General features: G+C 48.5%; 13 protein-coding genes and 3 tRNA genes. 5 read left to right on the top strand and 11 right to left on the bottom strand.

The annotated features are described in order from the left end of the window. Window positions 1-18 precede the first annotated feature (18 nt). Together azuC and DES37_RS14600 are read right to left on the bottom strand one after the other, a co-directional pair. A complete protein-coding gene (gene azuC / locus DES37_RS14595) occupies window positions 19-102 on the bottom strand; it encodes a stress response protein AzuC (RefSeq protein ID WP_110026387.1) in 84 nt (27 codons plus the stop codon). A gap of 568 nt (window positions 103-670) precedes the next feature. After that, the gene (locus DES37_RS14600) at window positions 671-1,306 is read right to left on the bottom strand and encodes an RpiB/LacA/LacB family sugar-phosphate isomerase (RefSeq protein ID WP_036111851.1); all 636 of its coding nucleotides are present in this window, start codon (window positions 1,304-1,306) and stop codon (window positions 671-673) included. 380 nt (window positions 1,307-1,686) lie between these two features. On the opposite strand from DES37_RS14600, the gene yecR reads away from it, so the two are divergent. The 3 genes from yecR to DES37_RS14615 all read left to right on the top strand — a co-directional run bounded on the left by yecR (window position 1,687) and on the right by DES37_RS14615 (window position 5,827). Continuing rightward, a complete protein-coding gene (yecR, locus tag DES37_RS14605) occupies window positions 1,687-2,019 on the top strand; it encodes a YecR family lipoprotein (protein WP_036111853.1) in 333 nt (110 codons plus the stop codon). Between the two features lie 218 nt (window positions 2,020-2,237). Beyond that, window positions 2,238-4,226, top strand: a complete 1,989-nt coding sequence (locus DES37_RS14610; RefSeq protein ID WP_110026389.1) for a putative bifunctional diguanylate cyclase/phosphodiesterase — start codon at window positions 2,238-2,240, stop codon at window positions 4,224-4,226. 140 nt (window positions 4,227-4,366) lie between these two features. Continuing rightward, window positions 4,367-5,827: a TrkH family potassium uptake protein gene (locus tag DES37_RS14615; RefSeq protein ID WP_110026391.1), complete on the top strand. Its 1,461-nt coding sequence runs from the start codon at window positions 4,367-4,369 to the stop codon at window positions 5,825-5,827. On the opposite strand, the gene DES37_RS14620 is transcribed toward DES37_RS14615, so the two are convergent. Next, complete coding sequence (locus tag DES37_RS14620; protein WP_110026393.1) at window positions 5,824-7,305, bottom strand: sensor histidine kinase; 1,482 nt, start codon at window positions 7,303-7,305, stop codon at window positions 5,824-5,826. The two genes, DES37_RS14615 and DES37_RS14620, sit on opposite strands and share 4 nt — an antisense overlap. A 2-nt stretch (window positions 7,306-7,307) precedes the next feature. Continuing rightward, window positions 7,308-8,024 carry a response regulator transcription factor gene (locus DES37_RS14625; protein WP_110026394.1) on the bottom strand — a complete coding sequence of 239 codons (717 nt, stop codon included), beginning with the start codon at window positions 8,022-8,024 and terminating at the stop codon, window positions 7,308-7,310. 291 nt (window positions 8,025-8,315) lie between these two features. On the opposite strand from DES37_RS14625, the gene ftnA reads away from it, so the two are divergent. Beyond that, on the top strand, window positions 8,316-8,813 hold the full coding sequence (ftnA, locus tag DES37_RS14630) for a non-heme ferritin (RefSeq protein ID WP_036111866.1): 498 nt from the start codon (window positions 8,316-8,318) through the stop codon (window positions 8,811-8,813). Window positions 8,814-8,910: 97 nt separating this feature from the next. On the opposite strand, the gene DES37_RS14635 is transcribed toward ftnA, so the two are convergent. From DES37_RS14635 to yqfB, 3 genes are all read right to left on the bottom strand, one after another. Continuing rightward, window positions 8,911-9,150: a YecH family metal-binding protein gene (locus tag DES37_RS14635; protein ID WP_036111870.1), complete on the bottom strand. Its 240-nt coding sequence runs from the start codon at window positions 9,148-9,150 to the stop codon at window positions 8,911-8,913. A 575-nt stretch (window positions 9,151-9,725) separates the two neighbouring features. Next, window positions 9,726-10,601: a dihydrodipicolinate synthase family protein gene (locus DES37_RS14640; RefSeq protein WP_110026396.1), complete on the bottom strand. Its 876-nt coding sequence runs from the start codon at window positions 10,599-10,601 to the stop codon at window positions 9,726-9,728. A 19-nt stretch (window positions 10,602-10,620) separates the two neighbouring features. Continuing rightward, window positions 10,621-10,938, bottom strand: coding sequence for a N(4)-acetylcytidine aminohydrolase (yqfB, locus tag DES37_RS14645; protein WP_110026398.1), 318 nt, complete (start codon window positions 10,936-10,938; stop codon window positions 10,621-10,623). 384 nt (window positions 10,939-11,322) lie between these two features. Between yqfB and DES37_RS14650 the strand changes: the two genes are divergently transcribed. Continuing rightward, the gene (locus tag DES37_RS14650; RefSeq protein WP_110026400.1) at window positions 11,323-12,480 is read left to right on the top strand and encodes an iron-containing alcohol dehydrogenase; all 1,158 of its coding nucleotides are present in this window, start codon (window positions 11,323-11,325) and stop codon (window positions 12,478-12,480) included. 190 nt (window positions 12,481-12,670) lie between these two features. On the opposite strand, the gene DES37_RS14655 is transcribed toward DES37_RS14650, so the two are convergent. From DES37_RS14655 to pgsA, 4 genes are all read right to left on the bottom strand, one after another. Continuing rightward, window positions 12,671-12,757: transfer RNA gene (locus tag DES37_RS14655), tRNA-Leu, on the bottom strand. A gap of 8 nt (window positions 12,758-12,765) precedes the next feature. Then, window positions 12,766-12,839, bottom strand: a tRNA-Cys gene (locus DES37_RS14660). A 48-nt stretch (window positions 12,840-12,887) separates the two neighbouring features. Further along, window positions 12,888-12,963, bottom strand: a tRNA-Gly gene (locus DES37_RS14665). Window positions 12,964-13,109: 146 nt separating this feature from the next. Then, window positions 13,110-13,658, bottom strand: coding sequence for a CDP-diacylglycerol--glycerol-3-phosphate 3-phosphatidyltransferase (pgsA, locus tag DES37_RS14670; protein WP_036111882.1), 549 nt, complete (start codon window positions 13,656-13,658; stop codon window positions 13,110-13,112). Between the last annotated feature and the right edge of the window lie 51 nt (window positions 13,659-13,709).

Here is a 13,709-nt window from a genome sequence, read left to right on the forward strand (position 1 = left end):
CGGAGCAGGTTTTTTTTATCAAAACATTGCGCCCGGCGGGACGTCTTTGAATGTTTTGCAGTAGTTTTCAAACATGCTTTTCAGAATGCGACGCAGTTTCATGGTCAAACCTTATGTATGTTATGCAGGTGTTGCTCAACTTGGGTATATAATATGACCACCATCACAAAAATCAACTGTTTTGTGAGCTGCATCGCAAAATAATCCTGGTAAATTTAAAATTTTGTTAATAAGCAACGTATTGTAACCCTCTCCTCTGCAGCTTTTTGCTTGCCACGTATGAGTCCCCCGCACTGGCACAGGGAAACAATACAGCTGTTACCACGTGGAGCACTGGGGAAAGGCGATAAGGTATGAGCGCATGTCAATCGCGTTGATGTGGTAGCAATTACGTCACACGGGTGATGAGACAGGCCAGGATCTGTGAAGATGTTGTGTCGGTCACTCAATTATCCGTCTGGCCATAGACGAGGAAGTTACATCTTTTCGGGGAATACCCTTAGAGCACTCTATTGACCGCTGTTGACGCCGGTCGAACTTCGCGCTGAACGTTTGGGCCACCGGGGAAAAGCCTTACCTGCCAGATGTTCTTGTATGTGTGCCTGCTACCTATTCTGGCGCATAAAAAAAGCCAGCATAAGCTGGCCTTCGAAATTCTAAGCGTTGTTAGTTAGCCAAGGAGCTCGCGAACAAATGCTTCAATCTCTTTATCCTGGCAATGTTCAAAGAAGCATTTCTGGAAACGCTCGCCAGAAACAGCTGTTTTAACCAGCTCGCGGTCAACCGCACGTAAACCTTCCAGGTAATCCTTAACCAGAGCACCTTTTACCTGGTTCAGAATACCAGCGTTGCGCACTTGTGGCTCTTTACGCTCTGGCGGGTAACCTTCCCCTTTACGTCCAGTGAACGCTTTTTCAAAGATAAAGCGTACGTTCAGTTCTGCGCCCCAACCAAAGCCTTTAGCAAAAGGTAAAGAAAGCGCGTTGCCATTGTTGATCTGGGCAAACAGGAAAGCATCTGCCGGGTCAATACAGTAACCACACACTACACCCGGGTGGATGTTCAGTGACATCAAAGCGCCCTGGCCTGTGCCACACCCCGTCACAACGAAATCAACAGCTTTTGAATTCAACAGCAAGCTTGCCATAATGCCTAAGTGGATATAAGTCAGGTGGTGGTCCTGCTCATCGCTCATACCCACGTTGAAAACTGACAGGCCTTTTTCATCAGCAACCGCATTCAGCTCTTTAAGGACAACGGCATTCTTACTTGCCTGACTGTTTTCCATCATCAGTGCAACTTTCATTCTATTCTCTCCTGAATCGTAGCGTGGTTTACCCACCAGATTTGCGACTTGATGCGCTAACAATACTATCCTATGAACATACTTTCAAATTTAATGAAAACTTGTTTTAAAAATTACAGTCTGGTTCACAATTTACTTTCTTATTGCCGGTAAAGCACATCATGAACACAGAACAGAAAGCCAGATTGCCAGCCCTGGTCACTTACAGTTCACAGCCGCGGCATCATGCTTATCTGGCAAGTCGCAACCTGGTGGTATGCTGGCACAGACTTCACATATTGAGTAATAACGCACTGGCAGCGCCCTTTTCCCCTTTATTCAGCCGATTGCCCTGGTCACCAGTCACCTACAATCTGATTTATTTGTCACAGGCACTGGGCATGAGAACAATAATTTTAGCGGTTTTATGTGTGTTGGTAGCGGGTTGTACCATAACGAAGACACCTGAATTTGTCGGTGGTGACCGAAACAGTGGTGTTGTCCGCCTGGCCTACGACCTGCCGCCTCTGCAAAATGCTCATGTAGACCAGTACATGGCGCAGAATAATGCAAACCGGGCTTGCCAGGCCTGGGGTTACGCCACAGCACTGTCATTTGGTGATCCAATTACTACCTGTACCACAACCAGCGCATCTGAGTGCCTGAACGAGCAAGTGACCACCTCCTGGTTATGCCAGGGGCAACTGATTCAGAGTAATACAGCAGGCTATTAAGAAGAGAATGCCCGGTAACGGGCAATCTCCTGTGGCTAAGTGACACTATTACGCTGGTTAGCTACATTTACAGAGAGCACCCGGGCGTCTGCGTTTACCCGCAGAGATGGCAGCAATGCTAAAGCCATTTTTTTATTCTTTATTGTGCGCCCTTCAGACGAATATTGCGCACGGCATCTATACTTAAACCTGTCTAGGTTAGTCGTTTTTCAGGTCTGATGACATTAAAAATATCATTATGTTACAAGCCGTATTACGGCCCGGATGACGACATGAATGAAGATAACGAACGCCAGAAACTCTACTTACGCGAAGGGAATAAGCTACTTTATGGCAATGCCTTTAACGGGCTTGCGATTAGCGGGCTGGCCGCCATAACCCTTGCGCTCAGCTTTCTTACACCGGAAACCCGGGCCGGGAAAATCACCTGGCTTACCGTTATGCTGGTTATCCTGGGTTTACGCTGTGTTGATATTTTTATCTGGCGCCACCTTCCCAGTGAACAGCAGGGCAAAGGCCGCTACCACCGGCGCTTTACTATTGGCGCATTAATCACGGCAGCCGTCTGGTCTGCTTACAGCCTGTTTTTTTACCCCAGTTTCAGCCCGGAAGAATTCACCTGTGTGGTGATTATTTTATCCGCCATGGCGGCGGGAGCGACCTGCATTCTTTCAGGCCATCCTTTACTGGCAACGTTGTATTCCTGCATTATGTTACTCCCCTGCTCACTTATACTGTTGATGCTTTCAGACAGTTACAGGGTTCATTTAGGTATTCTTGGTATCTTCTTCACACTGGCAATGGTGTTTTCAGCACTCACGGTGTCCCGTTATATTCGCAACGCAATTTTTCTCAAGTACAAAAACCTGACCATGCTGGAACATATGGAAGACCTGGTACGCCAGCGCACTCAGGATTTATACAAACTTTCACGAATGGACCCACTGACTGGCTTGTATAACCGTTCAACTTTTCTGGAACAGGCAAACCAGTTAACTGAGCGGTTCCACCAGCAACAAATTAATGGCTACAGCGTCTTTTTTATTGAACTGGATAGCTTTAAACAGATCAACGACACGTTGGGGCACACATACGGTGATGCACTCCTGCGCAAGTTCAGTGGTCGCCTGCGTGAATTCTCTGATGACAACACCTGGTTTTGCCGCTGGGGCGGCAACGAGTTTATCTTTGCCACCGCGCTGACCGACCCGGGTGAATTATACTGGGTGGCCGATGCCATGCTGGTGAGGCTTGGTATGCCTTACCGCATTGACGAAGAGCAGATTACCCCTCGTTCAACGATTGGTATCGCCATCTGCCCTGAGCATGGCGACAGCATGAGTAAACTTATTCAACTGGCCGATATTGCAATGTATGCACAGCAAGACCAGGTCCATGAACGTATTGCGTTCTACAACAAGGCACTGGAGCAGAGCCTGTTACGCCGTACCACGTTACTTGAAGCCCTGCGCTCTGCACTGGCCGCTGGCGCGCTCAGCCTGGCATTGCAACCTATCGTGACGGCAAACAGCCAGCGTATTGCTGGCTTTGAAGTTTTGCTGCGTTGGAATCATAACGGCGAAAACATTTCTCCTGCGGAATTCATTCCACTGGCGGAACAAAGCGGGCTGATTGTGCCGGTTGGTTATTGGGTGCTGGAGCAAGCCTGCCAAATACTGACAGAGATGCCTCACACCACCGCCAGTCTGTCGGTCAATGTTTCGGTTATCCAGATGCAGGACCCACAGTTTGTCGCCAATGTGGCGCAGGTGCTGAGCGAACATCAGATAGCACCCGGTCGGTTACACCTGGAAGTGACAGAAACTTTTTTTCACCAGGAGCAACAAGGTGTGAAAGAAACCATAAGTCGGCTACGCTTGCTGGGTGTTAAAATTTCTATTGATGATTTTGGCACAGGCTATTCAAGCCTGTCCGTGATTCAGAACCTCAATATTGATTACGTGAAAATCGACCGTGCCTTTGTGGCCAATATTTTTGATAAAGGGCAGTCGATAATCGCTGCGGTAATGACCATTGCCCACGGGCTCCATTTCCAGGTCGTTGCTGAAGGTGTGGAAACGCCGGAACAGGCTGCACAATTGGCTAAATTTGGCGTCCATTTTATGCAGGGTTATTACTTCAGCAAACCACTGCCCCCGGAACAGGCGCTGGCGCTATTACCACATAAAAGACAAGACAGCGCCTGATACAGATTGTTGATTTGGTGACCAGACGCGCCGTGATAGCATGTTGAGGAGCAGATTTGTGTTATATTTCACACTCTTTATTGTCAGCGTTATTGGCTTTACTTTCCGAATGACGCGCTGTTTTATGGCATGACGCAGCTATGCAAATCTCATCACGCACTAAAATTGTCGTTCATTTATGTGGGTTTTTAGTCCTCCTTTATAGTCTTTCCATGATCCCGCCCATGCTGCTGGCCCTGATTGATAAAGACCGCAGCCTGTTTGCTTTTTTAACCACCTTTGCCTGTTTTTCTGTGCTGGGTGGCTTTTGTTGGGTTACCACTCGCCAGGAAAATGTACAACTTAAAACCCAGGACGGCTTCATCATTATCGTTCTGTTCTGGTTACTGTTTTCAGTTATCAGCGCCATGCCTTTATGGCTTAACGACAGTCTGCATATCAGCCTTGCCGATGCACTGTTCGAAGGTGTTTCCGGAATAACCACCACCGGTGCTTCAATATTCAATAATGTCAGCCTGTTACCCCGATCCATACTGTACTACCGCGCCCAGTTAAATTTCGTTGGCGGTTTAGGCGTTATCGTACTCGCTGTCGCCGTACTTCCGTTACTGGGGATTGGGGGCATGAAACTTTACCAGTCGGAAATGCCCGGGCCATTTAAAGAAGAAAGGCTGACACCGCGGCTGGCGGATACATCACGTAACTTGTGGTTTACCTATTTACTGCTCGGGCTGGCCTGCACCGTTGCATATATGTTTGCCGGGATGCCGTGGTTTGACGCTCTGTGCCACGGGCTGTCCACGGTCTCGCTGGGCGGTTTTTCCACCCGAACAGAAAGTATTGGTTTTTTTAACAGCCAGCCTGTCGAACTGGTGGCGGGTGTGTTCTCACTGCTGTCAGGGATTAATTTCACCCTCTATTTTGTGGCCATAATACGCCGCAGCATTCAGCCTTTTCGCCGCAACCCTGAACTGCGTTTTTACTTTATTGTTGCCGCTATTCTGGTTGCCATCGTGGCCCTCGAAGTGTGGCGCGCCGGGATGTACTCACCTGGCGAATCGCTGGTGCATGCCTTTTTCCTTACCAGTTCCATGCTCACAGATAACGGTCTGGCTACTGGGGACTATGCCCACTGGCCCACGCACACAATCGTGTTACTGCTCAGTGCCAGCTTTTTTGGCGGATGTGTTGGCTCTACCTGCGGCGGGTTAAAAATGATGCGCCTGCTGATTTTACTCCGCCAGAGCCGCCACGAAGTACACCAGCTCGCCCACCCGCGCGCATTAATCAGCATTAAAGTGGGGAAAACGGTAATGAGTGACCGGGTTGTTCGCTCAGTGGGGAGTTTCTTTTTTCTCTACGCGGCCTGTACTGGTCTGTTTATTTGGTTACTGAATTTAATGGGTTACGACCTGCTCACTTCATTTGCAACCGTCGCGGCCTGTATCAACAACATGGGGCTGGGTTTTGGGGCAACAGCCAGCGGGTTCGGCGGGCTGTCGGAAAGCGCCAAATATTTGATGTGCGCGGCAATGCTGCTTGGCCGCCTGGAAATCTACCCGGTTCTTATCTTGTTTTCACGCACCTTCTGGCGCAGTTAACCTGCCGACTGGCTCTGAGTAGCCAGGGGAAGCGTAAAGCGGAAGCAGGCCCCCGGGCAGGATATCAACTCAATCCGGCTACCATGTAACTGCAGGATTTGGTGAACCACCATTAACCCCAACCCGCCCCGGGACAAGCTTTCACCCTTCAGCAATGCCGGGCGGGTAAACAACTGGCTGCGCTTCTCTGGCGGTATGCCGGGCCCGTTGTCGGCGACCTCCAGAATCATATTATCTGACGCCGGCCAGGCGCGAACGGCAATGGTGCTCCCCTCAGGTGTATGGCGAATCGCATTATCCAGCAGGTTCGTCAGCACGCGTTCAATCATGCCCATATCTGCACTGACCACCGGCAACCCGGCCAGTGGCTCAACCTGCAAACGCTGGTTACGTGTTTGCGCTGCCAGCGTCATTTTTTGCATTACATCCTGTACCAGGTCTTCCAGAGAGAACAGTGTTTTATCAGGTGTTATCACGCCGTATTCCAGGCGGGCCAGCTCAAACAACGACTGCGCCATTTGGCTCACCTTGCGGCTTTCGGACAGCGCGATTTCCAGATACTGGCGTTTTTCTTCATCCGAAAGATTGTCACTCAACAACAGAATGGATTCGATATAACCATGGATGGCGGTTAGCGGTGTGCGTAGATCATGAGAGACCGTTGCCAAAAATGCCCGACGCTCCTGGGTTTCCTGGGCAAGTTCAGCCCACTGGCTGGCAATTTTTGCTTCCATCAGGGTGACCCCTTGCGACAGGCTTACCAGTTCCTGGGTCATACTGCGCGTATCAGGCACTGCCTCAACAGTAACGCGTGGTTGCCCCAGGCTAATTTGCCTGACCCGGCGCTCCAGTGCCCTGACTGGCCTGGCCACCCAATGAAAAGTCGCGCCACCAAGAATCAGCAACATGATAAGCAGTAACACCAGGGACGCGGCAACCATGACACCAATATTATGCTGCCAGGCCATGGCATGCAGCGCGCTGTAATGTTCCCCTTGCAGGATCACATAGACATACCCGCGAACTTTGCCCTGGGAAATAAACGGTGCTGCACTGAATACCTTTTGCCCGTGTAGCTGGCGGGGATCATCGCCATAAACCGGGAACGGGTCGCCATGCAAAAAAGCGGTTACCGGCTCAACAGACACTTTCTGGCGTTTAAGATGCCCGGGAGGTGCGGCATCGTTAATGATCATCCCCTGAGGGTCAATCAGGTATAATTCCACATTCGGGTTAACCGCCATCAGGTTATTAAACAGCGCCCGGGTTTGCTCCCCTGCCATACCTTCATCCGCAAGGCGCGGGTACTGGCGAACCAGGTGCTGAGCCAGGCCAGCAGACAACTGCTGGACAACCGCATTACCATAGTTACGCGTCAGAGAAACCTGAATACCCGCCAGCAATGCGCCGCCAGACACCAGCAACAAAAGAAATAGCGCAGCCAGCCTGCGCGGTAACGTGCCAAATAGCCGTGTCACTCTCAGCCCTCACTGCCTGGCGGCAGAAACTTATATCCCTGCCCCCATACAGTCACAATGAGCTGTGGCTGTGACGGGTCAGTTTCTAATTTAATACGCAGGCGGTTAATGTGCGTATTCACCGTGTGTTCGTAGCCTTCATGCTGGTAACCCCACACCTGGATCAATAAATCCAGCCGGGAAAAAATTTCGCCTGGGTGGCGGGCAAAGAAATAGAGCAAATCGAATTCCCGGGGCGTGAGATCCAGTACCTGTTCATTCAAGATTGCATGCCGGCTGAGAGGGTCAACGGACAAGCCCGCGAAATGCAACACCCCGGCATCGCGTTTGAGCGTATCGCTCATGGCTTGCTGGCGGCGAAACAGCGCATTAAGGCGGGCTAACAATTCTGGTGCCGAAAACGGCTTGGTCACATAATCATCTGCCCCCAGGTTCAGCCCCTGAATACGTTCAGTTTCGCCTGTGCGGGCACTGACGATGATAATGGGCATATAACGAGCCTGAGTCCTGGCCTGGCGGCAAATCTCAAGGCCATCCACCTCAGGCAGCATCAGATCGAGAATCAGCGCATCCCACCCGCCGCGGTTAAGTAACTGCACGCCACGCGCACCTTCAGTTGCGAGCGTTGTTTCATAGCCTGCGTTGCGCAGATGTAGTTGTAACAAACGGGCAATATGTGGGTCATCTTCAATGACCAATACGCGCCTGGTCTCACTCATGAGGCCTCCTGCTCACTGATATTCCCTGAGTTTACACAAATCATCACCGCAGATTTATCACATTTTATTTAACTTTATGCCAGACTGCGCATGCCGTTATCTGGCGAAAAAAATACGCTTTTCCCCCTGAGCTGCCGGGTAATAAATGCATCTTATTCTCTTTTCATTTTATGAGTAATTATCAGTCCCACAGAATAAGATTAAATACTGTAATTACAATTGCATACAACTATTTAACTAATTATATTAGTTTGCTGAAAACATATTACCAGGTACGCAGGAGATCAAAACATGTTAAAAGAAGAGATGGTTAGCCACCTGAATGACCAAATGAATCTGGAACTTTATTCTTCCTTGCTCTACCAGCAAATGAGCGCCTGGTGCAGCTACCACAGTTTTGAAGGGGCCGCAGCTTTTCTGCGCCGTCACGCGCAGGAAGAAATGAGCCATATGCAGCGCCTGTTTGACTATCTGACCGATACCGGCAATTTACCTAAGCTCGCCGCTATTCCGGCCCTTACCGCAGACTATGCCTCTCTGGATACGCTGTTTACTGCCACTTATGAGCATGAACAATTAATTAGCAGCAAAATTAATGAACTGGTGCATGTGGCAATGACCACGCAGGATTATCCGACATTCAACTTCCTGCAATGGTATGTTGCCGAGCAGCACGAAGAAGAGAAGTTATTCAAATCTGTTATTGATAAACTGCGCCTTGTTGGCAACAGTGGTGAAGGGCTGTATTTCGTAGATAAAGAACTGGCCACACTGGATACCCAGGCCTGATTTATAACACAACACGATGCCGGTAAGCTTAAACTTACAGGCATCGTAGTTTTCCAGGAAATGTGCCCATCACTTTTTTTTTGCGTTAATGGCATGCTTAATGCTGGCAAATTTTATCCGGGCTTGTAGTAAACCCCTGCCCTTCATCAATAAACTTCCCTTTCTGCGCCAGAAAAGCCACCAGGGCTTCGGCGTCAAGGCCACTGGCTGAACAAGTGTGATAACGTGCCTGCTCACCAAATTTCTCTTTAATTGCTGCTGCAAGCGTTGCCGCAGTCCATGGGGTTTCCGCTTCCAGCATCATCTTCAACACTTCATGCCCGTGAACAGATTCCATCTAATACACCTCAGTTAAAAGAGAAAGCTTACGTAATATCACCGGCTACAGTGTTGAGCCAGAACAATGAATGAACAATTGAATAAAGCATGTCGATGAGAAAAATCACTTCGGAGTTATACAAAACGAGATAAGATATTTGGTGGAAATTTTAAATAAAAAAAACTGGCAGTTCGACATCGAAACTGCCAGCCAATTACGAGCAGAGATCTTGAATAGGTTCTTCCTTAAGTCGAATTCTTTATACAGGTTGCACCCATTCAAGTTCAACAAAATATTTTCACCTTACGGTTAAATCAATCTCATTAAAGAAATTTAATCTTAAAAAACATAGAGTTGAACGTAAAAAACAATATAGGTAATACCATGTAATCAATAAGGGGTATGTTAAGCGACACTAATATTTTACGTGCCATTATAAGCACTGATTTATTTAGCAGGAAACCAGTGATGAAATAATATTTAATCTGCAAGTAATCACAGATGGTATCATTTTAACCGTTACTTAATGTACCCCTGACTGAAATTATTCAGGGCACCAAAGTACCCTGGTAAACGGAGTGACATCAGTTGTTTTACCACTGAAGCCTTTCCATCACTGCCCTGATTTCAGCCAGTGCATTTTCTGCCACAGGTTGAAGCGGCCTGGGAAGGCCATCGCAAGGGGTAAGCCCGGCAAGAAGTGCCATAGCGGCGACCACTCTCAAACTACCGTGCTGGCGGAACAACTGCCATACTGGTTCCAGTTGTTTATTTATTTCCCCACTTTCTGACTGTGCACTGCGAAGCAATACCTTGCACGTCTCAGGATATAACCCGGCAAGTACGGAATACCAAATATCAAACCCGCCGGCTATCGCAGCCCACGCATAAGCATCGCCACTAATTCCCAGTGAGACTTGTTCAGGTAACTGACCACGCCAGTATTGTGCCAACCGTGCGGCTTCACGTTGCTCTGCCGCGACACCCGGAAATTTAACGGAAGCAATATTGGGCAAACTGGCAATATGGGTGAGCAGCGCATCACTAAAATCAAAATGTGTGGTTCGTGGGTTAATATAGACACAAACAGGCACAGATGACGCCTGGCTTACTGCTTGATACAACCCGAATACTTCGCTATCAGATAAAGGCTGGTAGGAAAGTGGCGCCAGTAAAACAGACGCAGCCCCAGCCTGCTGTGCGTCATCAAGGTGTTGTAAAACATCACGCTGGCGATTGGCACCAATTCCCACCATCACAGGGATACCTTGTGCGGCTTCAACAGCTAACTTCGCCAATAGTGCCCGCTCTTCACGGCTAAGGTAGGCATAGCTTCCCGTCGAGCCCGCCACACAAATGCCATCAATTTTCGCGGCAGCGAGCCGCCCAATTATCTGCGTAAAAGCCCCTAAATGAAGTTGTTGTTCATCAAGCGGTGTTAATGGAAATGCGTACAGACCTGACAGCATAGTAACCCCTCATTAAAGGTTAGCATTCATCAATACGGCGAAAGGAAATCACATACAATTGCTGCTCTCCCGGATATATCTGGCTGATAACAGCCTGCAATTCTGCCAAAGACATATTTTCCTGCCGCGCATGGTCATTTGTTAAATCACCGGGTGCGACAGGCACAACTGAAATGACTTCGATAGTGCAAAAAATATCATTATTGTCTTCATAACCCACGCGTAATTTCTCGCCTGGGTTGAAATGTGATTCAGCCTGATTGCGAATAGTAATTGTTTTCTTATCGCTTAATATATCGGCAGCAAAGCGCCGATAAAATGTTATATCCGGTTTCATAGTTACCCTTTCAGCCTGTTCTGTACATTCCTGTACGTTTTATTGCGCAATTACACTATGTTACGTCATTTTCGCCATGGGCGACGTGCAAATTATGTAAATAACAATGCTCCATATTGTTAAAATAACCATTGTTTTTGTGAGGGTGTTCACGGTTATCCCAGCGTAATCCCTTTACATTGCGTGGGCATGTTCAGCCAGCGTTGCTGCTATAAGGCAAAAATTCTCATTTAAAACAGTGAGCTGTAGGGCTATTGTTACAGTGCAGCAAGAACCGCGACTCATTTTTGTAGCAGCATCCAGCCTGTGATTTTTGTTAACAATGGAAGGTACCGCTGTCTGTGCACCACGTTATTACTCTCAATAATGAACAGGGGAAGATCAATGTCGACATATTATTTTCTGCCCACCCGTAATGTATTTGGTGAAGACAGTGTTCAGGAAGCCGGAATTCTGGCAAAAACGCTAAATGTTAAAAAGATCCTTATTGTTACTGATGCTTTTTTAGCAAAGAGTGGGATGGCAGATAAAGTAGCAGCCATCTACCAGGAAGCCGGAATCGATGTGCATATTTTTGGTGGTGCAGAGCCAAACCCGACAGATAAAAATGTAGAAGAAGGCATCACCTGCTACCGCGAAAATGGGTGTAACGCCATTGTTTCCCTTGGTGGTGGTTCTTCTCACGATTGCGCCAAAGGTATTGGGTTGCTTGCTGCAAATGGTGGCAATATTCGTGATTACGAAGGGGTTGATAAATCCAAAAACGACATGATCCCGTTAATGGCCATTAATACGACGGCAGGTACCGCTTCAGAAATCACGCGTTTTTGTATTATCACTGATACACAACGTAAAGTGAAAATGGCGATTGTTGACTGGCGTGTTACCCCGCAAATTTCCATTAATGACCCGGTACTGATGGTTGGCATGCCTCCTTCACTCACGGCTGCAACCGGGATGGATGCCCTGACCCACGCTATTGAAGCTTATGTTTCTACCATGGCAAATCCGCTGACAGATGCAGCAGCACTGAAAGCCATCACCATGATCACGCAGTACCTGCCTAAAGCTGTCGCCAATGGCGAATATATGAAGGCCAGAGACAATATGGCCTATGCTCAATACCTGGCAGGTATCGCTTTTAATAATGCCTCTCTGGGATACGTGCATGCTATGGCTCACCAACTGGGTGGTTTTTACAACCTGCCACACGGTGTATGTAACGCTATCCTGCTGCCTTATGTTGAGTCGTTCAATTTGATCAGTAACCTGAACCGGTTCCGTGATATCGCTGAAGCGATGGGGGAATGCGTGGAAGGCCTTTCTACAGATGAAGCGGCGGCAAAAGCCATCACAGCAATTCGCCGTCTGAGCAAGCAAGTTGGTATCCCAGATTCACTTAAGAGCCTGGGTGTCAAACCAGAAGATTTCGCCATTATGGCAGAGAACGCGAAGAAAGATGTTTGCCAGTTGACTAACCCGCGTAAAGCCACCAAAGAACAGGTGATTGAACTGTACCGCCAGGCATATGAAGGCGAATAACCAGAGTTCTGTGCGGGGCTATTAACCCGATGATCGCAAGACCTGATGCCTGGCATCAGGTCTTTTTCTTATATAACACCCCTTCCTGCACCAGGATGTAATATACCGAACAGAATTGCAGGCACAAAAAAACCACCCGTAGGTGGTTTCACGACACTGCTTATTGCTTTGATTATTCTATATTTCCCCATGGTACCCGGAGCGGGACTTGAACCCGCACAGCGCGAACGCCGAGGGATTTTAAATCCCTTGTGTCTACCGATTCCACCATCCGGGCAGGGAAATTGGAGGCGCGTTCCGGAGTCGAACCGGACTAGACGGATTTGCAATCCGCTACATAACCGCTTTGCTAACGCGCCGAATTTTTGCCTTTACAGCTGATAACCGCTTTCGCCATTACCGATAACTGGAGCGGGAAACGAGACTCGAACTCGCGACCCCGACCTTGGCAAGGTCGTGCTCTACCAACTGAGCTATTCCCGCATATCGAAATAAGTTAATCACTTGATTTTCTTACTAACCGGCGAACCGTGCCGCCGTTCGATGCGTTGCATTCTACTTACCTGACGCACTGAGTCAACGAAATTTTCTCATTCCCTGATCGTTTGCTGAATTTTGCGCCGAATAGATCACGGTTCGAGCAAATCGCCGCGTGCTGCGTCCAAATACTGGAACATTGACCAGAAAGTCAGAATGGTGGCAATGAACAGCAACCCAATACCGGTGTATTCGATCCAGACATTTGGCCGCCAGAGCATGCCAATCAGTGCCAGCATTTGCGCGGTAGTTTTGACCTTACCCACCCATGAAACAGCAACACTACTGCGTTTGCCAATTTCGGCCATCCACTCACGCAGGGCAGAAATAATAATTTCCCTGGCTATCATCGTCGCCGCAGGCAGTGTCACCCACCAACAGTGGTAATATTCGGCCACCAGCACCAGTGCTGTCGCCACCATCACTTTATCTGCGACAGGGTCAAGAAACGCGCCAAAACGTGTGCTTTGGTTCCAGCGACGGGCAAGAAAACCGTCGAACCAGTCGGTCACAGCTGCCAGACAGAAAATAAATGCACACAAAAATGGCGCCCATTGGAACGGCAAATAGAACGCCAGAACAAAGAACGGGATCAGGATGACACGAAACAGCGTCAATAGTGTTGGTATATTAAATCGCATAGCGTCGCTAACTGTTTGTCGTAAGTGAGAATTTGCTCTATGTTGCTACAG

This window comes from Mangrovibacter plantisponsor (assembly GCF_003182475.1).
Taxonomy (GTDB): Bacteria; Pseudomonadota; Gammaproteobacteria; order Enterobacterales; family Enterobacteriaceae; genus Mangrovibacter; species Mangrovibacter plantisponsor.